At 70.9% G+C, this 22,025-nt stretch carries 19 protein-coding genes; 5 read left to right on the plus strand and 14 right to left on the minus strand.

The features are described from left to right. Positions 1 to 15: 15 nt before the first annotated feature. The 12 genes from CcI49_RS20545 to CcI49_RS20600 form a co-directional block, all read right to left on the minus strand. A complete protein-coding gene (locus tag CcI49_RS20545; RefSeq protein ID WP_054567791.1) occupies positions 16 to 981 on the minus strand; it encodes a beta-ketoacyl-ACP synthase 3 in 966 nt (321 codons plus the stop codon). A gap of 175 nt (positions 982 to 1,156) precedes the next feature. Further along, positions 1,157 to 2,116 (minus strand): D-alanine--D-alanine ligase, encoded by a 960-nt coding sequence (locus CcI49_RS20550; RefSeq protein WP_054567968.1) that lies wholly within the window; start codon positions 2,114 to 2,116, stop codon positions 1,157 to 1,159. A gap of 11 nt (positions 2,117 to 2,127) precedes the next feature. Beyond that, positions 2,128 to 3,330: a PLP-dependent aminotransferase family protein gene (locus CcI49_RS20555; RefSeq protein WP_054567790.1), complete on the minus strand. Its 1,203-nt coding sequence runs from the start codon at positions 3,328 to 3,330 to the stop codon at positions 2,128 to 2,130. 326 nt (positions 3,331 to 3,656) lie between these two features. Then, on the minus strand, positions 3,657 to 4,577 hold the full coding sequence (locus CcI49_RS20560; protein WP_054567789.1) for a TIGR03619 family F420-dependent LLM class oxidoreductase: 921 nt from the start codon (positions 4,575 to 4,577) through the stop codon (positions 3,657 to 3,659). Positions 4,578 to 4,820: 243 nt separating this feature from the next. After that, complete coding sequence (locus CcI49_RS20565) at positions 4,821 to 5,723, minus strand: LLM class F420-dependent oxidoreductase (protein WP_054567967.1); 903 nt, start codon at positions 5,721 to 5,723, stop codon at positions 4,821 to 4,823. Positions 5,724 to 5,805: 82 nt separating this feature from the next. Next, positions 5,806 to 6,519 carry a 3'(2'),5'-bisphosphate nucleotidase CysQ gene (locus tag CcI49_RS20570; protein ID WP_054567966.1) on the minus strand — a complete coding sequence of 238 codons (714 nt, stop codon included), beginning with the start codon at positions 6,517 to 6,519 and terminating at the stop codon, positions 5,806 to 5,808. A gap of 95 nt (positions 6,520 to 6,614) precedes the next feature. Beyond that, entirely contained in the window at positions 6,615 to 8,549 is a 1,935-nt protein-coding gene (cysN, locus tag CcI49_RS20575) for a sulfate adenylyltransferase subunit CysN (protein WP_076828705.1), read from the minus strand. Then, positions 8,549 to 9,478 (minus strand): sulfate adenylyltransferase subunit CysD, encoded by a 930-nt coding sequence (gene cysD, locus CcI49_RS20580; protein ID WP_054567965.1) that lies wholly within the window; start codon positions 9,476 to 9,478, stop codon positions 8,549 to 8,551. The genes cysN and cysD overlap by 1 nt, the downstream gene beginning before the upstream one ends. After that, positions 9,475 to 10,524 (minus strand): hypothetical protein, encoded by a 1,050-nt coding sequence (locus CcI49_RS20585; RefSeq protein ID WP_054567787.1) that lies wholly within the window; start codon positions 10,522 to 10,524, stop codon positions 9,475 to 9,477. The genes cysD and CcI49_RS20585 overlap by 4 nt, the downstream gene beginning before the upstream one ends. After that, on the minus strand, positions 10,514 to 11,707 hold the full coding sequence (locus CcI49_RS20590) for a sulfotransferase (RefSeq protein ID WP_076828732.1): 1,194 nt from the start codon (positions 11,705 to 11,707) through the stop codon (positions 10,514 to 10,516). Before CcI49_RS20590 ends, CcI49_RS20585 begins: the two co-directional genes overlap by 11 nt. Positions 11,708 to 11,804: 97 nt before the next feature. Next, positions 11,805 to 12,578 carry an SDR family oxidoreductase gene (locus CcI49_RS20595; protein ID WP_054567786.1) on the minus strand — a complete coding sequence of 258 codons (774 nt, stop codon included), beginning with the start codon at positions 12,576 to 12,578 and terminating at the stop codon, positions 11,805 to 11,807. A 10-nt stretch (positions 12,579 to 12,588) separates the two neighbouring features. Beyond that, the gene (locus tag CcI49_RS20600; protein ID WP_054567785.1) at positions 12,589 to 13,461 is read right to left on the minus strand and encodes an SDR family NAD(P)-dependent oxidoreductase; all 873 of its coding nucleotides are present in this window, start codon (positions 13,459 to 13,461) and stop codon (positions 12,589 to 12,591) included. A 592-nt stretch (positions 13,462 to 14,053) separates the two neighbouring features. Between CcI49_RS20600 and CcI49_RS20605 the strand changes: the two genes are divergently transcribed. The 5 genes from CcI49_RS20605 (at position 14,054) to CcI49_RS20625 (ending at position 19,971) form a co-directional block, all read left to right on the plus strand. Next, positions 14,054 to 14,863 (plus strand): enoyl-CoA hydratase-related protein, encoded by an 810-nt coding sequence (locus tag CcI49_RS20605; protein ID WP_076828707.1) that lies wholly within the window; start codon positions 14,054 to 14,056, stop codon positions 14,861 to 14,863. Positions 14,864 to 14,944: 81 nt separating this feature from the next. Beyond that, on the plus strand, positions 14,945 to 15,763 hold the full coding sequence (locus CcI49_RS20610; RefSeq protein ID WP_076828709.1) for an enoyl-CoA hydratase/isomerase family protein: 819 nt from the start codon (positions 14,945 to 14,947) through the stop codon (positions 15,761 to 15,763). Then, the gene (locus CcI49_RS20615; RefSeq protein ID WP_241840161.1) at positions 15,760 to 16,536 is read left to right on the plus strand and encodes a hypothetical protein; all 777 of its coding nucleotides are present in this window, start codon (positions 15,760 to 15,762) and stop codon (positions 16,534 to 16,536) included. Before CcI49_RS20610 ends, CcI49_RS20615 begins: the two co-directional genes overlap by 4 nt. Then, positions 16,533 to 18,242: a class I adenylate-forming enzyme family protein gene (locus tag CcI49_RS20620; RefSeq protein ID WP_076828734.1), complete on the plus strand. Its 1,710-nt coding sequence runs from the start codon at positions 16,533 to 16,535 to the stop codon at positions 18,240 to 18,242. The genes CcI49_RS20615 and CcI49_RS20620 overlap by 4 nt, the downstream gene beginning before the upstream one ends. A gap of 22 nt (positions 18,243 to 18,264) precedes the next feature. Further along, positions 18,265 to 19,971 carry a class I adenylate-forming enzyme family protein gene (locus CcI49_RS20625; protein ID WP_241840162.1) on the plus strand — a complete coding sequence of 569 codons (1,707 nt, stop codon included), beginning with the start codon at positions 18,265 to 18,267 and terminating at the stop codon, positions 19,969 to 19,971. 97 nt (positions 19,972 to 20,068) lie between these two features. Here CcI49_RS20625 and CcI49_RS20630 read toward each other — a convergent pair whose 3' ends face one another. Together CcI49_RS20630 and CcI49_RS20635 are read right to left on the minus strand one after the other, a co-directional pair. Next, entirely contained in the window at positions 20,069 to 21,130 is a 1,062-nt protein-coding gene (locus tag CcI49_RS20630) for a dihydrodipicolinate reductase (RefSeq protein WP_076828714.1), read from the minus strand. 85 nt (positions 21,131 to 21,215) lie between these two features. Then, entirely contained in the window at positions 21,216 to 21,722 is a 507-nt protein-coding gene (locus CcI49_RS20635; RefSeq protein ID WP_076828717.1) for a hypothetical protein, read from the minus strand. Between the last annotated feature and the right edge of the window lie 303 nt (positions 21,723 to 22,025).

The following is a 22,025-nucleotide window of genomic DNA, read 5'->3' on the forward strand; positions in this document are numbered from 1 at the left end:
GGGACGCGGAGGCTGTCAGGGCACGCGGACGACCTGGGCGGCCCAGCTCAGCCCGGCGCCGAAGCCGACCAGCAGCGCCAGGTCTCCCGCGGCGACCGCGCGCTGGCGGCGCAGCCCGTGCAGCGCGAGTGGGATGGACGCGGCCGAGGTGTTCCCGCAGTCGGCGCCGTCGCGGGCGACCACGGCCGAGGTCGCGCCGATCTTGGCCGCGACGGCGTCCACGATGCGCAGGTTGGCCTGGTGCGGGACGAAGGCGGCCAGATCGGCCGGCGAGATCCCGGCCCGCGCACAGGCGGCGAGCGCGACGTCGAGGGCGGTGGAGACGGCCCACCGGAAGACCGCCTGGCCCTCCATCCGCAGCCGACCGGTGGTCTCGTCGATCCGGATGAGCGACGACTGGGAGCCGTCGTGGCCCCAGACGACCGGCCCGATCGCGTCGTCGCCGCCCGGGCCGATCACAGCTGCGCCGGCCCCGTCCCCGAAGATGATCGATGTGCCCAGGTCATCGGGGTCGACCCGCGCCGTCATCTTCTCGGACGCGACGACGACCACGTGGCGCGCCGAACCGGCCCGCACCGCGTCCGAGGCCGCCGCGACCGCGTAGCAGAAGCCGGCGCAGGCGGCGTTGAGGTCGAGGGCCCCCGCGTGCGGCGCGCCCAACGCGGCGGCGACCTCGGCGGCGACGCCGCCCGTCCCGTCGGTGCTGCAGGTCGCCGCGATGACGAGGTCGATCTCCGCCGCGGACACCTGGCTGTCGTGCACCGCCTCCTGCGCCGCCACGGTCGCCATGCTGTGCACGGTCTCGTCCGCCGCGGCGACCCGCCGGGTCGCGAAACCGGTGCGGGACTCGATCCACTGGGCCGTGCGGCCGAAGCGGTGGCCCAGCTCCTCGCTGGTGATCAGCTGTGCCGGGCGGTAGGCCCCGAGGCCCAGCAACCGGGTTCCGGCCGGCCGCGCCGCGTGCCTGACACCGTCCGCCATATGTCCCCCTCAAGATCCGCAATCTAGGCGGCCATAAAAATATAGGACGCCAAATAATCGCTGCTCGGGGGTTGGATTGGGTGGCTCTACGGGGTCGGTTCCGTACCTGTTGTGATCGTCGGTGCGGTCGGTGCGGTCGGTGCGGTCGGTGCGGCCGGAGGACCGCGCCTGCCGGTCAGCGACGCCGGGACCGGTTCTGCGCGGCTGCCGCCAGGTCCCGGCACACCACCCCGAACTCAAGTCCGGCGGCTTCCAGACCCATCGGCCAGGTGCTGGTGTCGGTCATCCCCGGCGCCACGTTCACCTCCAGGAACCGCGGCACCCCGGCGGCGTCCACGATCAGGTCCGTGCGGGACAGGTCACGCAACCCGAGCGCCTGGTGTGCCGTGACGGCCGCTGCCGCTGCGGCGTCCAGCACCGCGGCGGGCAGCCGGGCCGGGGTGATGAACGTGGTGGCGCCCGGGGTATACCGCGCGGCGTAGTCGTACGGGCCGGTCACCGGCTCGATCTCGACCGCGGGCAGTGCGATCGGACCACTGCCGGTGTCCACGACACCGACGGCGATCTCAACGCCGGTGACGGCCTGCTCGATGAGCGCCCAGTCGTGATAGCCGAAGCAGGCCATCAGCGCCTCGGCGAGCTGCCCGGCCTCCTCGACCCGCCCGACTCCGAACGACGACCCGCCCGCGCGGGGCTTCACCACCAGCGGCAGGCCGAGCCGGCCCACAACACGGTCGATGAGCTGGGCCGCACCCAGATCGTGGAACGCCTCACGGGGCAGCGTGACGGCCCGCGGGGTGCTGATCCCGGACGCGGTCACGGTCGCCTTCGCGGCGGCCTTGTCGAACGCTGATCGGCACGCCGCCGGTTCCGCGCCGACGTACGGCAGACCGTACAGGTCGAGCACCTCGCGGATCGTGCCGTCCTCCCCGGAGGTTCCGTGCAGGACAGGGATCACGACCGCGGGCGGGTCCCCCGCGAGCGCGGTCAGGGTCGCGTCGTCGACGTCACGGAGTTCGGTGTCGACCCCGATGCGGCTCAGCGCCTCGTGGAGCCGGCTGCCTGAACTCAGTGAGACCTCCCGCTCGACGGACAGGCCTCCGGCGAGGACGAGCACACGTCCCAGGTCGGTCATCGTGGTGCCCTTCACTGGTCGTTGGGACGGCGGGGGGCGAACGTGTCGCGTAGGTCGAGCTCGGCGTGCAACACCCGGGCGAGCCGGCGCACGCCCTCACGGACCCGGTCCGGTGGCGGATAGCAGTAGGAGATCCGGATCGCGTTTCGGCCGGATCCATCCGCGTAGAAGCCGGTTCCGGGGACGTAGGCGACCCGGGCGGCGATCGCCCGGGGCAGCATCGCCTTCGCGTCGACGCCTTCCGGCAGCGTGAGCCAGATGAAGAACCCGCCGTCCGGCCGGGTCCAGGTGCTGTCGGCCGGCATGGTCTCGGCGAGGGTTTCGAGCATGGCGTCCCGGCGTTCCCGGTACATCTCCCGGAAGGCTTTGAGCTGCTCGGGCCACGGTTGGGTCGCCAGGTACTGCTCGACTGTGAGCTGGGTGAACATCGAGTGCGACAGAATCGCGGACTCCGCGGCGAGGACCAGACGGGCCGCCACCGGAGGCGGCGCCAGCGCCCAGCCGACCCGCATCCCCGGCGCGAGCGTCTTCGAGAACGAGCCCAGGTAGACGACATCGTCGGGGGCGTCCGCGCGCATCGCGCGGATCGGATCGCCGTTGAACGAGAGCAGCCCGTACGGGTTGTCCTCGACCACCAGCACCCCGGCGCGCCGGCAGGCCTCGACCACCTCGCCACGGCGCGGGACCGTGAGGGTGACACCGCTCGGGTTCTGGAACGTCGGCACCGTGTAGAGCATCTTCACCCGGGAGCCTTCGGTGGCAAGCCGGGCCAGGGTCTCCCGGAGCGCCTCCGGGCTGAGCCCGTCGGCGTCCATCGGCACGTGCACGACCCGCGCCTGGTAGGCGGCGAATGTGTTGATCGCGGTGACGTACGTCGGGCCCTCGGTGAGGACGACGTCCCCGGGGTCGATGAACACCCTGGTGAGCAGGTCCAGCGCCTGCTGTGAGCCGACGGTCACCACCACGTTGTCCGGGTGGGCGTCCGTGATGCCCTCCATGGCCATCACATCGCAGATCCGGGCCCGCAGCTGCGGGTCGCCCTGCGCCGAGCCGTACTGCAGCGCGACCGCCCCGCGCCGGGTGATCAGGTCTGACGTGGTGGCCGCGACCGCTTCGAGGGGGAGCGCGTCGACGGCGGGCATGCCGCCGGCGAGGGAGACGATCTCCGGCCGGCTCGCGACCGCGAACAGGGCCCGGACCTCGGAGGCGAGCATCCCGGATGCCCGGCTCGCGTAGGAACCCCACCAGCGATCGCGCGGGCCTGTGCTGTCCACCGGCTGTTGCGTGTCCATCCGTCTACCCCATCGTCGACGTCGGGGGGACCTTATCGCCCCGGCGCGCGCATGGCCCGCGAGTTCCGCCGGGGATGATCGTTAACCGACTGGGGGAGGCGGCCGGGTCGGATTGAGGACCGGGGGCGGCCCCGCACCCTGGGGCGGGAGCCGGTAGAGCTTCGGAGTCGACGGGGCCAATCCCTCGCTTCCTAGGTGCCGCGAGTAGGTCCGAGTTCCCCGACCGGCGCGTAGAAGTGCCTGCCACGTCAGCGAATCGCGGGCATGATCTCCTCGGCGACCCACTGGGTGTAGTCGTAGTACTCCTCGATGTGGTTGAGGCTGGGAACGGGCACCGAGCTCATGGTGACGCCGAGTTCCGAGAACCAGCCGAGGCGGTCGATGATCTCCTGCTTCGGCATTCCAGGCCGGGCGTGCGGGTCCTTCCTGACGGCATGGCCCTCGCCGATGCGGGCGGTGCCCAGGCCGTAGAACACCTCGGCCAGACGGCCGTTGTAGTCGGGCTGGGATCTGATGAAGTCGAGCCGGGCCGGAATGTCCTCGGGCCTGGTGAGGAACGGCCACCACCCGGACGAGTAGCGGGCGACCCGCCGCAGTGCCGGGTCGGCGTCACCGCCGAACCAGACCACCGGATGCGGCTTCTGGACGGGCTTCGGCTCGAAGGCGACATCCCGGAACGAGACGAACCGCCCCTCGAACTCCGGCGTGTCGCTGGTCCACAGCTCGATGATCGCTCGGATGTACTCCTCGGCCCGCGCACCGCGCTCGTGGAAGGGAACACCGAGGATGTCGAACTCCTCCTTGAGCCAGCCGACCGCGAACGTCACCGTGACCCGGCCGCTGGAAAGCCAGTCGATCGTGGAGATCGCCTTCGCGGTCACGATCGGGTTCTGCAACGGCAGGATCGAGATGCAGGAGTTGACCCGGATCTGCTCCGTCGCGCCCGCCCAGTAACCCATGGCCGGGAAGGCGCTGAAATAGTGCGGCCCCGACAGGTCGACATGTGCCCTGGGAATGATGTGGTGCTCGGGCACCGCGATCATGGCGTAGCCGAGCTTCTCCGCCCACCGTGCCAGTCGGGTCTGGTCGGCGCCGGTCACGGCTGCCTCCCACGGCTGGCAGGTGGCCTTCAGTCGCAACAGATGCGGCATGGCAAAGCCCAGTTTCACGTTCTCTCCTCGGTGGCCGGGTCGGAATCATCGACGGGCGTCGGCATGGTGTGCCGAAGCCAGGATGATTCGCCGGACCGAGGAACCGGGCTGCGGAGCGGCCGAGCGGAACTCGTCGGCCACTCCGAACAGCTGCCCGCTACTGGCCCAACTCCAGCACGATGGCGGACTCTAGCAGTGAGCTGCCTTTCATCGCAGCGAAATGGAGGTAAAGGCTCCGGTTGTCGGTCGTCTCGTGGGCTGTCAGAACAGGTAGGTGGCGCCGAAGGCCTCGAGGAACTCGACGGTGGCCTGGGCCGAGACCGACGGGCTGGAGATGACGACGGTGGTGACGCCGGCCTTCTCGATGTCGGCCAGGGCCGCGCGGTGCCGGTCGGCGTCGAGGGTGGGCGTGGCCATGGACCGGTCCTTGTAGGAGTACTGCACGTCGATCATGTCCGTGCGCCCGGCGGCCGCAGCGGCGTCACGGACCTCGCTGATGCGCTCGGCGAGGTCGGCCAGCGAGCCGATCGCGGCCGTGCGGACGGCGCTGCTGAGCTCCGGCGGCCCGATCAGCGGCATCCAGCCCTGCGCACGCTGGGCGACCCGGCGGCGGGTCAGCTTCGAGTTCCCGCCGATCCAGATCGGGATGGGTGCCTGGAGCGGCCGCGGCCGGGCGATGACGTTGCGAGCCTCGAAATGCACGCCCCGGTAGCTGAACGGTTCGCCGCTCCAGTGCAGCGGAAGGACGTCCAGCGCCTCGTCGAACAGGGTGTTGCGCTCCTCGAAGTCCACCCCGAGCGCGTGGAACTCGGATTTCATGTAACCGGTCCCGAGACCGAGCACCATGCGCCCGCCGGAGAGCTTGTCGACGGTCGCCGCGGCCTTCGCCAACAGGAACGGGTTCCGATACGGTGCGACGGTCAGGTTCGTGTGCAGCCGCAGCCGCTCGGTGGCAGCCGCCACGAATCCGAGTGCGACGAACGGGTCGAGGCTCTGATGGCCGCCGTTGTCGAGCCAGCGGGCGCCCGGGGCGGGATGCTCGCTGAGACAGAATCCGTGGAATCCGGCCTTCTCGGCCGCGGCCGCCACTTCCTGCAGCGAACCGGCGTCGAGCATGTCGCGCTCGGCTCCGTTCGTTTCCGGATAGTGGTAGATGAAGCGCAACACCACGTCACTTCCTGAGTTGTTTGGAATATTCGCGCACCGTCGGGAACCCGGCGGCCGGAGCCCGTTTCCCGCGGCGGGGTCAGAGGTTCCGGAGGGCGTCGAGAATGCGGTCGGCGAGCGCCGGACGGCAGATGAGAAGGTCCGGGAGATAGGGATTCGGCTGGTTGTAGCGCAGGGCGGCTCCGTCCAGCCGGGAGACGTGCAGGCCCGCGGCGGCGGCGACGGCGACGGGTGCGCAGGAGTCCCATTCGTACTGCCCGCCGGAATGGGCGTAGACATCGGCCTCGCCGCGGACGACCGCCATGGCCTTGGCGCCGGCGGAGCCCATCGGCACCAGTTCGGCGTCCAGTCGGCCGAGCAGCTGGTCGACGCAGGCCGGCGGGCGGGTCCGTGAGACGGCGAGCCGGATCGGCCCCGGCGGGCGGGGGGCCAGCGTCGGCGGTGCGCCGGTGTGCAGGACGAGACCGGCGGCGGGCAACGCGACGGCGCCCACCACCGGTTCGCCGCGCACGGCCAGAGCGACGTGGACGGCCCAGTCCTCGCGGGGCGGTTCGCCGTACTCGCGGGTGCCGTCGAGCGGGTCGATGACCCAGGCCCGCTCCCGGTCCAGGCGCGCCAGGTCGTCGGCGCTCTCCTCGGAGAGGACCGCGTCGTCGGGGCGTGCCGCTGCCAGCAGGTCCAGCAGCAGCTCGTTGGACTGCCGGTCGCCTTCCTGCCCGCCCTGGGAACGGATGGCGATCAGGTGGGCGCCGGCCCGCCCGGCGAGCCAGGCGGCGAGCGCGTGATCGTCCAGGCCGGCCGCACCCTCCGCGCTGGTCAGATCCTCCGCGCTGGTCAGATCCTTCGCGTCGCTCGGATCATCCGTTCCGGTCAGTTGGTTCATGCTGGTCACGGGGCCTGTTCGGCTGGTGCGACGAGAAGGCCGGCGTCCCGGAGGTACGCGACGACCTGCTCGGCGCTCTGGTCGGCGGGGGCGGCACCGGAGGCGTCGAGGTGGATCTCGGGGTGGATCGGCGCCTCGTACGGCGAGTCGATGCCGGTGAAGTTGGTCAGTTCGCCGCGGCGGGCCTTGGCATAGAGGCCCTTGCGGTCGCGGGCCTCGGCGACGTCCAACGGGGTGTCGACGAAGACCTCGACGAACTCGCCTTCGTCGAGGAGGTCGCGAGCGAGCTGGCGTTCGGCGCGGAACGGGGAGATGAACGCCGTCAGCACGATGAGACCGGCGTCGGCCATGAGTTTTGCGACTTCGGCGACGCGGCGGATGTTCTCGACGCGGTCGGCCTCGGTGAAGCCGAGGTCCTTGTTGAGGCCGTGGCGGATGTTGTCGCCGTCGAGCAGGTAGGTGTGGTGACCCTGGTCGTGGAGCCGTTTCTCGACGAGGTTCGCGATGGTCGACTTGCCGGCGCCGGACAGGCCGGTGAACCAGACGACGGCCGGGCGCTGGTCCTTTCGCCGGGCGCGGGCGGCCTTGTCGACCTCGACGGCCTGCCAGTGGATGTTGTGCGACCGGCGGAGCGCGAAGTGCAGGAGGCCGGCGGCGACGGTGGCGTGGGTGAAGCGGTCGATGAGAACGAATCCGCCGGTGTTCCGGTTGGCGGTGTAGGGGTCGAACGGGACGGGCCGGTCGAGGCTGAGGTTCGCGACGCCGATCTCGTTGAGCTCGAGGGTTTTCGTCGCGCTCTGTTCCAGGGTGTTGACGTTGACCTTGTACTTCGGCTGGGCGATGGTCGCGGTGACGGTGCGGGTGCCGAGTTTGAGCAGGTAGGGCCGGCCGGGCAGCATCGGTTCGCCCGCCATCCAGACGAGGTGGCACTCGAACTGGTCGGCGACCTCGGCGGGGTTGTCGGCGGCGGTGAGGACGTCGCCGCGGGAGATGTCGATCTCGTCGGCGAGGGTGAGGGTGACGGACTGCCCGGCGGTGGCGGCGGGCAGGTCGCCGTCCGCGGTGACGATGCGGGTGACGGTGCTTTCCCGGCCGGAGGGCAGGGCCCGGACCTTGTCGCCGGGGCGGATCACGCCGCCGGCGACCTGGCCGGAGAAGCCGCGGAAGTCCAGGTCGGGCCGGTTCACCCACTGCACCGGCAGCCGGAACGGCCCGGCGGAGGCAGCGTCGACGATCTGGACGGTCTCCAGGTGCCCGACGAGTGTCGGCCCTGTGTACCAGGGCGTGTTCGGCGAGGGCGCGGTGATGTTGTCGCCGCGCAGCGCCGAGAGCGGGATGGCGTGGATGGCGTCGCCTTCCAGCCCGATCCGCGCGGCGAAGGCCCGGTAGTCGGCCTCGATCGCGGCGAAGACGTCCTGCGAGTAGTCGACGAGGTCGAGTTTGTTCACCGCGAGGACGACGTTACGGATCCCGAGTAGTGACACCAGGTAGCTGTGTCGCCGGGTCTGGGTGAGGACCCCCTTGCGGGCGTCGATGAGAATGACCGCGAGCTGCGCCGTCGACGCGCCGGTGACCATGTTGCGTGTGTACTGCTCATGGCCCGGGGTGTCGGCGACGATGAACTTGCGTTTCTCGGTGGAGAAGAACCGGTAGGCGACGTCGATGGTGATGCCCTGTTYGCGCTCGGCTGCCAGGCCGTCGACGAGCAGCGCGAAGTCGAGGTCGCCGCCCTGGGTGCCCACCTTCTTCGAGTCGGATTCGAGGGCGGCGAGCTGGTCGGAGAAGACGAGTTTCGCGTCGTAGAGCAGCCGGCCGATCAGGGTGGACTTGCCGTCGTCGACGCTGCCGCAGGTGATGAACCGCAGCATCGACTTGTTCTCATGCCGGCGCAGGTATTCTTCGATGTCGTCGGCGACGAGATCGTCGGTCACGTGCGCCATCAGAAATACCCCTCGTGCTTCTTCTTCTCCATCGACCCGGACGAGTCGTGGTCGATGACCCGGCCCTGGCGTTCCGAGCTCGTCGTCAGCAGCATCTCCTGGATGATTTCCAGGAGTGTCGAGGCCTCCGACTCGACGGCGCCGGTCAGCGGGTAGCAGCCCAGTGTCCGGAAGCGGATCGAGCGCTGCTCGGGGACCTCGCCCGGGGCCAGCGGCATCCGGTCGTCATCCACCATGATCAGCGCGCCGTCGCGTTCGACGACGGGCCGTGGCGCGGCGAGGTAGAGCGGGACGATCGGGATGTTCTCCCGGTGGATGTAGAGCCAGATGTCCAGCTCGGTCCAGTTCGACAGGGGGAACACCCGGATCGACTGCCCCGGTGCCTTGCGGGTGTTGTAAAGACTCCACAGCTCCGGCCGCTGGTCCTTCGGGTCCCACCGGTGCGCCGCCGAGCGGATGGAGAAGACCCGTTCCTTGGCGCGGGACTTCTCCTCGTCGCGGCGTGCCCCGCCGAACGCGAGGTCGAACCCGTACTTGTCCAGAGCCTGTTTGAGGCCCTCGGTCTTCCAGATGTCGGTGTGCAGCGCGGAGCCGTGGTCGAACGGGTTGATGCCCCGCTGCACCGCGTCCGGGTTCTGGTGGACGACCAGATCCAGGCCCCGCTCGGCCACCAGCCGGTCACGGAACTCGTACATGGCCCGGAACTTCCACGTCGTGTCCACATGCAACAGCGGGAACGGCGGCTTCGACGGGTAGAAGGCCTTTATTGCCAGATGCAGCATGACCGAGCTGTCCTTGCCGACCGAGTAAAGCATCACCGGTCGTTCCGACTCGGCGGCGGCCTCCCGGAAGATCTGGATGCTCTCCGCCTCCAGGCGCTGCAGATGGCTCAGGTGACCCGCGGCCGGAGAACTGCCTCCCGCGCTCATGTCCACTCGATCAGTTCGCGCACGGTGGATCGCTCGAGCATGCCGTAGGTCTCCTCACCGTCCCAGGTGTAGCGGCATTCGCCCTGGAACAGCACCGGGAAGTTCGGCAGCTCCGGCCGGAAGGCCGTGTCATGCGTGGTCAGCGCGGTGACACCCTCGATGCGGGTGATTCCGAGCTCGGACTCGAACACCACCGGCACCGGGTCACCCGCCGGGACCAGCCTGCGCAGCCAGGGCGCCTCGACCACCCGGGCGGGAACGAGCTTCCCCTCGCCGAGATAGAGGTAGCCCTCGTTGAAGACGGGCCGGCCGTCCGGGTGCGGCGGGTAGGTGATGTAGCCGAACGCCTTCCCACTGGGGAACACCGCGGACTGCCAGGCGTGCCCGCGGAACTCCTCCAGATGCCGCACACCCTGCCGCTTGATCCGCAGGCCACTGCCGGTGAACGTGTGTGTCTCCCCGTCGACCTCGACGGTTCCGGCGGCGGTGAACAACTGCTCGATCCGCGGGCCGTGGCCCATCATGTCGCCGTCGCTGGTGTTGTGCAGCAGCGCGGCCGCGTCCGTCAGGAGCGCGCCCTGCTCCCACGGCGGCACGGCCATCGTGGTGCTCACCTCGACGCGGAGGTTGACCGTCGGTCCGGTCTGGTCGCCGTCGATGAGCCGCTGTGACGTGGTGGCGACGGCCGGACCGTCGTAGGTCACCCGCCACGTCCGGTACGGTTCGATCACCTCGAACGCGAGCCCGCCGGCGCCGAGAATCGCCGGCTCGCCGGCGGCGTTGAACGGTGAGTGCGGGGTGCCCTTGCCGCGCAGCCGGTAGACCCGGCCGTCCCTGAACACCAGGTTGAACGTGACGAGGTGTTCGTCCCAGTTCGCACCGACGGCCTCGATCCCGAACCGGGGCAGCCCGATCTCGCCCCTGTCGTCGGCGATCCAGAAGCTGGCCGAATCCCGCATCTGCGGATTGTCCGGCCGGGCCGGGAAGAAGTACTCCCGCTCGGCGGGCAGGCCGCCGGAGAAGGAAATCGACGGGTCAGTCGCCATGATGGCCGTGCCCTTCTGCGCCGCTGGTCGAGGTCTCGCGGGTGGTCCACTGCGCGGCCCGGGTGGTGTAGGCGGCGAACAGCGGTCGGATCTCGTCGATGTCGAGGCCGAAGGTGGCCGGGTCCGGGTGCACGTTGGCTTCGCGCTGCTGCGCGTTCTCCTCCCACCAGCGCCGCATTCCGGCTCCGAAGGCGGCGGTGACCGGCTCGCCCAGCCAGGTGTACAGCCCGGTCACCTCACCGATCGGATCACGCTGCATGGCCCGGAAGTCGATGTCGTAGAACCGGCCGTCGCCACCTTTGTCCCGGAACGCCAGCGCTCGCTCCATTCCCACCGACCAGTGCTCGACGTTGAGCGCGCCGAGGTAGGGCAGGTCGATGTCGTCGGAGTAGGAGCGGGCGACCGCGGCGTAGAGGTCCGCGACCGACACCATGACCTCGGCCGGATCCCGATGCGTCATGACGAAGCGGGCGTCCGGGAAGACCTCGGCGAGCTGGTCCAGGAAAAGAAGATGGGACGGGCACTTGAGTCGCCAGGGCTGGTTCGGGAAACCCCACTGCAGCAGTTTGAGGACGCGCAGCTCGTACCGGTACGTGGTGGTGAGGCCCGCGCTCTCGAGCAGCCATTTCGAATAGGTGGGGATGTGCGCGAAGGCCTGGAAGTAGTGCGCCTTGAAGTCGAGCGCCATCAGGCTCTGGCACTCGGTCGGCCCGGTGGYGCTGGCGGGCACGAGCCGGCCGCGGCGCGGCGACGTCTTCGTGCGGAACTCCACCTCCGTCCGGCCGCGGTCGATCCGGTCCTCGACGCCTTCGCCGACAGAAGGCGGTGGGCACGGAGCGTTGGCCTCCCACATGCGCAGCGAGCGGGCCTCGGGATCCTCGGCGAGCAGGAAGGAAAGGGCGGTCGAGCCGGTGCGCGGCAGCCCCAGGCCGATCAGCGGCGCGACGATCTGCTCGTCGTCGATCTCCGGATGGCGTCGGTACCAGTCCTCGACCTGCAGGCGCTGGGAGAGGAGACCGACGAGAAGCCCGCGCAGCGTCGCCTGCCCGGTGGCGTTCAGCCGCGCCTCGGTCCGCAGGGCGCGGGTGAGGATTTCCAGGCCTTCCTCGAAGGACCGCTCACCGAAGTCCTCGAGCCCGGTCGCCGCCCGGGCCGCGTCCATCAGCTCGTCAGGTAATGCCATGATCACTCCTTTGGGCACGCAGGTGGGCGCGCATGCCTGGGAAACCGTCCGCCTGCGGTCTGTCGGTCTGTCGGGTTGTTCCCGGGTCGCCCGCGGGTCAGTTGCGCATGTTGGCGCCGCCGTCGATCGCCCAGACCTGGCCGTTGATCCATTCGGCGTCGTCGGAGAGCAGGAACGCGACCACCGCGGCAAGGTCGCTCGGGCGGCCCAGCCGGGTCGTGGGAACCCGGTCGAGGAACATCTTCTGCAGGGCGATGTCGTTCTGCTGTTCCTGTAGCTCGCCCATGACCAGGCCGGGCATCACGCAGTTGCAGCGCACGCCCGCCCGGCCCCAGTTGGTCGCGATGTGCCGGGTGAGCGCGTTGACGGCCGACTTGGAGGCCCCGTACGCGGGCCGCTTGCCATCTGTGGCGCTGACGGACGCACCCGACGAGGTGTTGACGATGCTCCCGCCGCCGTTCGCGAGCAGGTGCGGAAGAACCGCGCGAGCCGTCCGGACGAAGCCGACCACGTTGACGTCGAGCGTGCGGGCCCACACGTCGAGGTCGGTGTCGAGCAGGGTCCGGTCCCGCCCGAGGTTGCCGGGGGAGAGGTCCGCGCCGACGTTGAACAGGCCGTCGACGGCACCGAAGCGTGCGATCGTCGCGTCGACCAGCGCCTGGACGGACTCCTCGTCGGCGAGGTCGAAGTGCACCGCGATCGCCTGGCCGCCGATCCTGGTGATCCGCTCGACGGTCGCCTGCGCGCCGGCGAGGTTGATGTCACCCACGACGACGCCCGCACCCTCCTCTCCCAGCCGCAGCGCCGCCCCGGCGCCGATACCGGTCGCCCCCCCCGCCACGATGAAGGACCTGTCTGAGAGTCCGCGCATGTCCGGCTCCTCATCCCATCCACTGGCCGCCGGCGACGTCGATGGTCTGCCCGCACATGTAGTTGGCGGCGTCCGAGGCGAGATAGGCCACCATGTTGGCGACCTCCTCCGGCAGGCAGACCCGTCCCAGCTGGACCTGGTTGACGATCGAGTTCAGCACCGCGGTGCGGCCCACCAGGTCCTGCTCGCTCTGCGGGTCGAGAACCCGCTGCCGCAGAGTCGGATTGATCATGATTCCGGGCGCCACGCCCAGAACGTTGACACCGCGCGGCGCGACCTCGTGCGCGAGGTTGCGGGTGAAGCCGATAACACCGGCCTTGGCCGCGCAGTAGACCGTCAGGCCCTTCTGCTGGATCCGCCCGCCGACCGCCCCGATGTTGAGGATCCGCCCCGATCCCTGCGGAAGCAGGTATTCCAGGGCGGCATGGGCGCCGTACATCATCATGGTCAGGCTTCCGAGTACCGTCTGGTCGATGTCCTCCTTGGTGTGCTTCTCGAACGGGCCACCGACGACCATCACGGGGTTGTTCACCATGATGTCCAGCCCGCCGAGTGCCTCGTGGCTTTCCCGCACCGCGCGGTGCACCTGATCCCAGTCCGACATGTCGGCGAGAACGGGGAATGCCTTCACACCCCACCGCTGCTCGATCTCCGCGGCCCGCTTCTCGACCTTCCAGAAAGTGCGCCCGACCAGCGCGACATCGGCCCCGAGGCCGGCCAGGCGATTCGCGATGGCCTGGCCCAGCCCGTCGCCGCCGGCCCCGGTGACGATCGCCTTTCTGCCGCTCAGGTCGAGCAGCTCGGAAACCCGCATTCCGATGGTGTGGGTGGGCAGGCGGTCAAGTCCCAGTTCCTGCGCCCAGTCACGGTCATCCGTTTCCATGAATCTCTCCGCTCTGCATTGGCGGTGGGTGTCGACCCTTTTCCGCCGTCGACTCGGACCCGCGGCGGCCCTGCCTGTGGACCGTGCGGCGCGGATGGCTCATTGCTTTCGGCGGTGCCGGCCGCCGCGAGGATTTCCTGATGCTAGGACGCTGCCGGCGACTGTGGCCAATACAACTTTCGGCGGCCAGCTATAACATCTCGGTATACCGCTCGCCTATCACGATTGCCGGGCCCCGGTAAAGGTGGCCGTCGGCAGGCCGAGCGGGGAATTTGCCCGAGATGCTTGTGCTGGCGAGGTCTGGCGCCGCACCGCTTCCGTGCGTGGATGTCGGGCAGCCCCGGACTCCCGCGCCGGAGCGCGTTGGGTGCGTAGGGTTGGGAGTGCGGTGTGATCCGAGCCGCCTGGCCAGTGGAGTCCGCGACCGCCGCGACCGGTTGAACGGTCGCGGTCCTGCACGGGTGAATACCTCTAGACATTTCGAGCGGTGCGGCCTAGGCTGCTCGCGACGCACGCCACCGCGCCACCGCCAGCCAGCACGGGGGCGGCGATGGTGCCGTGGGGTGTTCGAAGGCCTTGGAGGAGCGGATCGATGGTGGACATGCCTCCCGAGCCGGGAGTCGCCCTTGACCATGACGGCTGCGTGCTGCGGATCGGCCTGGATCGCCCGCAGCGGCGCAACGCGCTCGACACGGTGGCGGTGCGGCGGATCATCGACGCCCTCGAGGAGGCCTCGACCGACGACACGCTGCGGGTGGTGCTGATCGAGACACGCGGCCCGCACTTCTGCTCCGGGGCGGACTGGGTCAGCTCCAACGCCGCCGGCGCCGCCCGGCCGCGCCCCGGCAGCGTGCAGCGCCGCACGGCACTGCAGGCACACCGCCTGATCCAGCTGGTGTCGGAAATACAGCTGCCGGTCGTCTGCGCGGTGCGCGGATATGCCGCGGGTCTCGGCTTCCAGCTCGCGCTCGCCGCGGACTTCACCGTGGCCGCCGAGGACAGCACGTTCTGGGAGCCCTTCCTGGCCCGTGGGTTCAGCCCGGACAGCGGCGCGACCTGGATGCTGCCCCGCCTCGTCGGGGTCGCGCGGGCCAAGGAGCTGCTGCTGCTCGGCCGGCGCCTGTCCGGTGCCGAGGCCRCCGGCTGGGGGCTGATCTACCAGGCGGTCCCCGACGCCGACCTCGACAAGGCGGCGGCGGCCCTGGTGGAGACGCTCGGCCAGGCGGCGACGGTCGCGGTCGGCCTCACGAAGCGGCTGGTCAACCGGGGCCTGGAGCTCGGGCTGACCGAGGCCATGCAGGACGAGGCGTTCGCCCTGGAGCTGGCCTCGCGCACCGCGGACTTCAAGGAAGGGCTGCTGGCGTTCAAGGAGCGCCGCCAGCCCGACTTCAGTGGGCGCTGAGCCGACCTCGTTGGACGCTGGCCCGGCCTCTGTGGGCGTCAGCCGGCGCGAGCACGTTTCCCGGTCAGTCAGGAGATCATGATGTCGACCTACTCGACCATCCGGTACGAGACGGGGCCCGACCGGGTCGCGACCATCACGCTGGACCGTCCGCAGGCGATGAACGCCTTCGACCGGCAGATGTGCGAGGAGATCCGGGACGTCTGGCAGCGGGTCAAGCTGGATCCGGCGGTGAACGCGGTGGTGCTGCGGGCGGCCGGCGACCGCGCGTTCAGCGCCGGGCTTGACGTGAAGAAGGCGTTCGGCCAGCCCGACGACGTGTGGAACCACGAGGACCCGGGCGAGATGCTCAGCCCGAAGTGGCAGAAGTGCTGGAAGCCCGTGGTGTGTGCGGTGCAGGGCATCTGCACGGCCGGCGCGTTCTATTTCCTGAACGAGGCCGACGTGGTGATCTGCTCAAGCGAGGCGACCTTCTTCGACTCGCATGTCACCCACGGCCGGGTGTGCGCGGTCGAGCCGATTGGCCTGATGCGCAGGATCGGTCTGGGGGAGACGCTGCGCATCGCGCTGATGGGCAACGACGAGCGGGTGTCCGCCGAGACCGCGCTGCGGATCGGCCTGGTGACCGAGGTCGTCGAGCGGGCGCAGCTGTGGGACCGGGCCCATGAGATCGCGGCGGGGATCGCCCGGCATCCGTCCACGGCGACGCAGGGCACCGTGCGGGCGATCTGGGAGTCGCTGGACCGCCCGTACCGCGCGGCGATGGAACAGTCGTTGATCTACACCCGGCTCGGCAACGCGGCCGGGATGGCCGAGGCGGAGGCGGCGGCCAAGGCGGCCGCCGCGGCGGCCGACGCGACCGGCACCCCGGCGCCTCGCCCGGCATGGAAACTGCGATGACGTCGCAGGTACCGGCACCTGCGACGGCACTTCCCGCGCCCGCGCCCGCTCCGGCGCCCGCGCCGGCACCCGCACCCGCATCGGCGCCGGTGGAGCCCTGGGTGTTCGGTGTCGCGCCGCTCGCGCAGACCGCCGAGGCCGCCGCCCGGCTGCGGCGGGTGACCAGCCTGGTGCTCGCGCTCGAACACGAGGATCCGGCGGTCGACACCCTGCTGGCCGCGCTCGAGGAGGCGGAGCGCAGCCTCGAGCCCCACAGCCCCGCCGGCGGGCCGCCGCGCGTCGGTGCCGCTTACGCCGATGCGGCCGCCGAGGCCGGCAGCGCCGAAAAGGTGGGGGAGGGGCTGAGCGGCCGGGTCTACCTCGACCACTCGCGGAACATCGGCGTCTTCAACCCGATGTTCCCCGAGTACGAGCTGACGGTCGCGGGCGACCACGCCGAGGGCACGGTCACCTTCCCGATCGCCTACGAAGGGCCGCCGGGCCTGGTCCACGGTGGTTTCCTCGCGCTGTTCTTCGACGCCGTGATCCAGCATCACAACTGTGACCTGGGGCTGGCGGGGAAGACAGCGGGCCTGTCGCTGCGCTACCGGCGGCCCACTCCGCTGCTCACCGAGCTGAACTTCGTCCTGAGCCGGTCGGCCGACGGGCCGAGGATCTCCTCGACCGGTCAGCTGTTCGCCGGGGATCGCCTGCTGTGCGAGGCGGCGATGGACGCGGTGAAGGGCGATCGATCCCGGTTGCCGGCGGTGTCGCCGCGGCGGGCGTCATCATGATCGCTACGGCCGTCGACGCCGGCGACGGTCCTGCGCTGACTGTCCCGGCGCTGCTGCGCGAGCAGGCCGCGCGCCACGGGACGCGGGCGCTCCTGCGCTGCGACGACGACGTGCTCACCTATGCCGAGGCCGAGCGGCGCTCGGGTGAGCTCGCCCGTGGCCTGCTGGCGCTGGGCGTAGGCAGCGGCACGCACATCGGGCTGCTGTACCCGAACGGGAGCGACTTCGTCGTCGGCTGGCTGGCCGCGGCGCGGATCGGTGCGGTGACGGTGCCGCTGAGCACCTTCTCGACCGGCGCCGAGCTGGGCGGCCTGCTGCGCCGCGCCGATGTCGGGGTGCTGCTGAGCGCCACCTCCTACCGTGGCCACGACTACGTGGCGGCGCTGCGGGCCGCCGTGCCCGAGATCGCGCAGGCCCCACCGCCGATGTTCGCGCCGTCGATGCCGGTGTTACGCCAGGTCCTCTTCGGGCCCACCGCCGACGGTGCCAAGGGCTCCGGGGACGCCGAGGACGCCGGGGACGCCGAGGAAGCCGGGGACGCCGGGGACGCCGGGGATGTCGCGGGTGTCGACCCGGCCTGGACGGTGTCGGCCCTGCTGGCGCGGGGCGCCGAGGTCGGCGTGGACGTCCTGACGGCCGCCGAGGACGGTGTGCGGGCGAGCGACCGGATGGTCATCGTGCACACGTCCGGGTCGACGAGCGCGCCGAAGGGCGTGATCCACACCCACGGCGCCCTGATCCGGCACCTGGCCAACCTGAACGAGATCCGTCGGTACACCCCGGACGACGTGCTGTTCTCGAACTCGCCGTTCTTCTGGATCGGCGGCTTCGCCTACGCGCTGCTGGGCACGTTGCTCGCCGGCGGACGTCTGGTCTGCTCGAACGCGACGGCGGCCGCGGACGTCCTGGACGTGCTGGAGCGTGAGCGCCCGACGATGGTCAACGGATACGCCCAGTCGGTGGCACAGCTGCCCGCCGATCCGACGTTCGCCCGCCGGGACCTGTCGTCCATCCGGCGCGGAAACCTGTACTCGATCATGCCGGCGGACGTCCGGCCGGCTGATCCGCAGCTGCGGCACCAGATGCTCGGGATGACCGAGGCCGGCTCCGTCTGCCTGGTCAGCGAGGACGAGGGCGACCAGCCCGAGCATCGGCGCGGCTCGTTCGGCCAGCCGGCACCCGGCTTCGCGGCCCGGATCGTCGACCCGGCCGACGGGCGTGTGCTGGGCCCGGGCGAGGTGGGGGAGCTGTGGCTGCGGGGCCCGTTCCTGATGGAGGGCTACCACGGGCGGGAGCGGCACGACGTGTTCGACGCCGACGGCTGGTATCACTGCGGTGACCTCTTCCGCGCCGACGCCGACGGGTACCTGTACTTCCAGGGCCGTGACGGCGACGTCATCAAGACGGGCGGGGCGAACGTGTCGCCGGTCGAGGTCGAGGCGACGATCCGGGACGTCGCCGGGCTGACCGCGCACGTGGTCGGTCTGCCCGACCAGGCCCGAGGCCAGATCGTCGCGGCGGCCGTGCGGGTGCCCGCGGGTCGCAGCGTCGACGCCGACCAGCTGCGCCGGCAGCTTGCCGAGCAGCTCTCCGCCTACAAGGTGCCGCGGCGGATCATGCTGCTGGCGGAGCACGAGGTACCGACCATGTCCAGCGGGAAGATCGACGTCCCGGCGCTCAGGGAGCTGCTCAGTGCCGCAGGTTGAGTCAGTGCCGCAGGTTGAGTCCGTGCCGCAGGTTGAGACCGAAGCTGAGACCGTGGGTGAGGCCGTGGTCGAGACCGGGCCCGCCGGTGACGGTGGCCGGGACGGCGTGGTGCTGCCGGCGGAGCTGACCATTCCGGCGCTGCTCGCGCTCCGGCGCCGGCTCGACGGCCCGGTCCAGGCGCTCGTGAACGACGACGAGGCGGTCACCTTCACCGAGCTGGACGACGCCAGCCGGGAGCTCGCCGCGGGCCTCGTCGGCGCGGGTGTCAGCAAAGGCAGCCGGGTCGGGCTGGTGATGGCGAACGGCATCGAATGGGCGACGGTGGCGCTCGCGGTGATGCGGGTCGGCGCCGTGCTCGTCCCGCTCAGCACCCTGCTGCGGCCGCCCGAGCTGCTCGCGCAGCTGCGCGTCGCCGCGGTGACCGAGCTGGTCGTGGTGCCGCGGCTGCGCGGCCGCGACTACCTCGCTGAGCTGGAGACGGTCGCGCCCGGGCTGGTCGCCGAGGCCCGCGCCGGGCGCCGGCACGTGGCGGTCCCGTCGCTGCGCCGGATCTGGCGCTCGGACGAGCTTCCCGACGCGACCAGCGCGACCGTGCCATCGGCTGTGCTGCTCGACGTCGTCGGCGGTCTGGAGCACGCCGTCCGTCCCGCCGACGACCTGGTGGTGCTGTTCACCTCGGGGAGCCGGTCCACGCCGAAGGGTGTCGTGCACACCCATGGCAACGGCCTGCGGGCGGTCGCGGCGAGCCTGGACTGCCGGCGGATCGGGCGTGGTGAGCGCCTGTACATCCCGATGCCGTTCTTCTGGACGGGCGGGTTCGGTGGTGGGCTGCTCTCGGCGTTGGTCGCCGGTGCGACCCTGCTCGCGGAGGCGGTCCCCGAACCCGCGCGGACGCTGGCGTTCCTGGAGCGGGAGCGGGTGACGCTGTTCCGCGGCTGGCCGGATCAGGCGGCCCGGCTCGCGGCGCATCCGGCGTTCGCGGCCACCGACCTGTCGGCGTTGCGCCCCGCGAGCCTTCCCGCGGTGCTGCCGGCGGCGTCCCGGCCGGCGCCGGGGGCGCGGGCGAACCTGTTCGGGATGACGGAGACGTTCGGGCCCTACTGCGGTTCGCGGCTGGACACCGACCTGCCGCCGGACAAGCACGGCAGCTGCGGCCAGCCGTTCGCCGGTGTGGAGGTCCGCATCGTCGATCCGGACACCGGGGCGGCGGTCGCGCCCGGCGGCGAGGGGGAGATCCGGCTGCGCGGGCCGAACGTCATGCGCGGCATCATCGGCCGCTCCCACGGTGAGGTGTTCGACGCCGACGGCTTCTACCGGACCGCTGACCGCGGTGCGCTCGACGCCGACGGCTACCTCTGGTACCGGGGCCGCCTGGACGACATGTTCAAGGTCAGCGGCGCGACCGTGTACCCGATGGAGGTCGAGGCGGCCCTGCGCGCACTGCCCGGTGTCGCCGACGCCTACGTCACCGACCTGCCCGCGGCAGACCCGGGTGGAGCGGGTGGAGCGGGTGCGCGGCAGGTCGCGGCGGTCGTCGTCAGCTCCGCGCACGACCCGGACCAGCTGACCGAGCAGGCCCGGGCCCGGCTGAGCAGCTTCAAGGTCCCGACCCGCTGGCTCGTCCTGGGTGACCCGCACCGTGTGCCGCGGCTGGCCAGCGGGAAGGTCGACATCAACGCGCTGCGCCTGCTGCTCACCGAGGAGGGCGTGGCCGGCCCCCGGAGGTGACGTCGCCGCCGGCGCGGCCGGTCAGCCGCGTCGGCCGGTCGGCAGCGTCGGCAGCGCCGGCCGGCCGCGACCGCCGTACTCCTGCGGCCGGGGTCCGCTACGGCAGGGCCGGAGCGAAGACCTCCCGGCCGAGGATCATGGGGAGGTCGAGGAACGTCCGGATGCCCGGCGCCGCCTGGCACACCGGCGCGATCGCGTGGACGGCGTGCATGGCGGTGCCCAGGCAGCCCTGGTCGTTCTCGTCCTCGTCGTGGACGGCGATGGTCGCCTCGAGCCGCATCGACGGCTGGCCCTCGACGCTGACCCGCCAGCCGCGCCCGGTCGGCCAGTCCGGTGCCTGCCCGTGCCCGACCCGGGTGATGTGCTCGACGGTCAGCGCGTGCCGGCCGCCGATCACGGCGGTGCAGGAGAAGCGCTGGGCGGACACCGTCCCGGCCTCGATGCGGCCGGCCGTGATGTCGAAGGCCGCCGGGGCGAGGGCGACCGACCGGTCATAGCTGAAGTCGTCGATGGTGGCGCCGAGGCCGTCCGCCACCATCATGATCGGCGCGTGGAAGACGGCACCGGCGATCTTCGGGTCGGCCATCGGGACGGGGGCGTCCGGGAGCTGGCCGAAGCCCATGATGTCGAAGAGCATCGGGACGCTGTCGTAGGTCGAGTAGTCCAGCAGCTCCTGGACGAGCAGCGAGTCGATCCGCCGGAACAGCGGCGACATCGTCAGGGGGAGGACCTCGGCGGCCCAGCCCGGCTCGATCCCCGTTCCGTGGAAGGACACCCCGCCCGCGGCGCAGGCCTCCTCCAGCCGTGCGACGGTCGCCGGCCCGGAGCTGCGCGGGTAGATGAGGGAGGTCACCGCGGTGGAGATGACGTTCTTGCCCGAGGCGAGCAGGCGGCAGATGTTGTCGAGCGCGCCGCCGGGGTTCATCTCGCCCTGGGCCATGTACAGCACGCAGTCCGCGTCGAGGGCCAGGATCTCGTCCTGGTCGCGGGTCGCCCGGACCCCGATGTCGCCGAGGCCGCACAGCTCGCCGACATCCCGGCCGTGCTTCGCGTCGCTGTAGACGAGCGCGCCCACCAGCTCTAACCGGGAGTGCTGGTGCACGGCCCGCAGCGCGTGCCGCCCCACGGAGCCCGTGCCCCACTGAACCACCCGAAGCACAGGCACCTCCGGTTCTCGCCGAGGCTGGCCCCCGGTCGGTGCCTGTCAAAATATCTAGATGTAATGGCTGTTGCAAGGGGGTCGGTTACCTCGCGGCGCGGGCGGCGGCCCAGCTCTCGCGGTTCGCCAGCGCGGCGTCGACGATCGGCTTCCAGCGCTCGGCGGTCTGGTCCCGCACGTTCATGTCGAAGCTGGTCGAGGTGCGGAACTCCAGCACCTCCGCACCGTCGGGGCCGGCGGTGTAGGTGTAGGGCGCGTCCGCCGCGACGAAGAACCCGTCGCCCCTGCCCAGGGTGTGGCTGCCCATGATGATCTCGCCGGACAGGACGTAGTAGAGGCAGTCCGCGGAATGGCTGTGCCGGGGCAGGCGGAAGCCCGCGCCGAACCACGAGTGGACGAGGCTGAACCCGTTCGGCCCCTCGCCCTTGAACGGCACCGTGACATGCTGCCCGTCCGCGATCGGGCTGATGTCGAGGTTGGTGTAGACCTCCCGGTCGATCCGCGGCGGCGACATCATCCCGTCCTCGTCGAGCGTCGGCGCGCCCGCCGAGGTGAAGAAGGACATCCTGTTGCTGCGCTCGTCGGCTGACATGGCCTCTCCTCGCCGCCGGGCCGCCGTCGGACGTGCACGGGGTGCGCGTGCGGACGCCCAGGTCACTCCCGGTCACTATCTCGGTGTCGATGTCGACTTCGATAATGTTGAGAGGGCTGCGCCACGTCAAGCCACGTCCGACGTCGGGACTGGGCCGCGAGCGTGGCGACCGCCGTTGCGCGGCCCGGCGGTTCCGCGGAACCGCCGGGCCGGGTCCTCACGGTTCGGGGATTTCGAAGTGTTCGTCGCGGAGTTCGAAGGCGCGTTTGACGCCGTGTTGGGCGCGGACTTTGACGAAGTTGT

Origin of the sequence: Frankia sp. CcI49 (assembly GCF_001983215.1) — a bacterium.
Classification (GTDB): domain Bacteria; phylum Actinomycetota; class Actinomycetes; order Frankiales; family Frankiaceae; genus Parafrankia; species Parafrankia irregularis.

What these genes read in the sequence shown, in the direction of transcription:
- CcI49_RS20545 (WP_054567791.1), bottom strand. Translation starts at nt 981, where the DNA reads ATGGCGGACGGTGTCAGGCACGCGGCGCGGCCGGCCGGAACCCGGTTG.
- CcI49_RS20550 (WP_054567968.1), bottom strand. Translation starts at nt 2,116, where the DNA reads ATGACCGACCTGGGACGTGTGCTCGTCCTCGCCGGAGGCCTGTCCGTC.
- CcI49_RS20555 (WP_054567790.1), bottom strand. Translation starts at nt 3,330, where the DNA reads ATGCTCGCCTCCGAGGTCCGGGCCCTGTTCGCGGTCGCGAGCCGGCCG.
- cysD (WP_054567965.1), bottom strand. Translation starts at nt 9,478, where the DNA reads ATGAGCGCGGGAGGCAGTTCTCCGGCCGCGGGTCACCTGAGCCATCTG.
- CcI49_RS20585 (WP_054567787.1), bottom strand. Translation starts at nt 10,524, where the DNA reads ATGGCGACTGACCCGTCGATTTCCTTCTCCGGCGGCCTGCCCGCCGAG.
- CcI49_RS20595 (WP_054567786.1), bottom strand. Translation starts at nt 12,578, where the DNA reads ATGCGCGGACTCTCAGACAGGTCCTTCATCGTGGCGGGGGGGGCGACC.
- CcI49_RS20600 (WP_054567785.1), bottom strand. Translation starts at nt 13,461, where the DNA reads ATGGAAACGGATGACCGTGACTGGGCGCAGGAACTGGGACTTGACCGC.
- CcI49_RS20610 (WP_076828709.1), top strand. Translation starts at nt 14,945, where the DNA reads ATGTCGACCTACTCGACCATCCGGTACGAGACGGGGCCCGACCGGGTC.
- CcI49_RS20615 (WP_241840161.1), top strand. Translation starts at nt 15,760, where the DNA reads ATGACGTCGCAGGTACCGGCACCTGCGACGGCACTTCCCGCGCCCGCG.
- CcI49_RS20620 (WP_076828734.1), top strand. Translation starts at nt 16,533, where the DNA reads ATGATCGCTACGGCCGTCGACGCCGGCGACGGTCCTGCGCTGACTGTC.
- CcI49_RS20635 (WP_076828717.1), bottom strand. Translation starts at nt 21,722, where the DNA reads ATGTCAGCCGACGAGCGCAGCAACAGGATGTCCTTCTTCACCTCGGCG.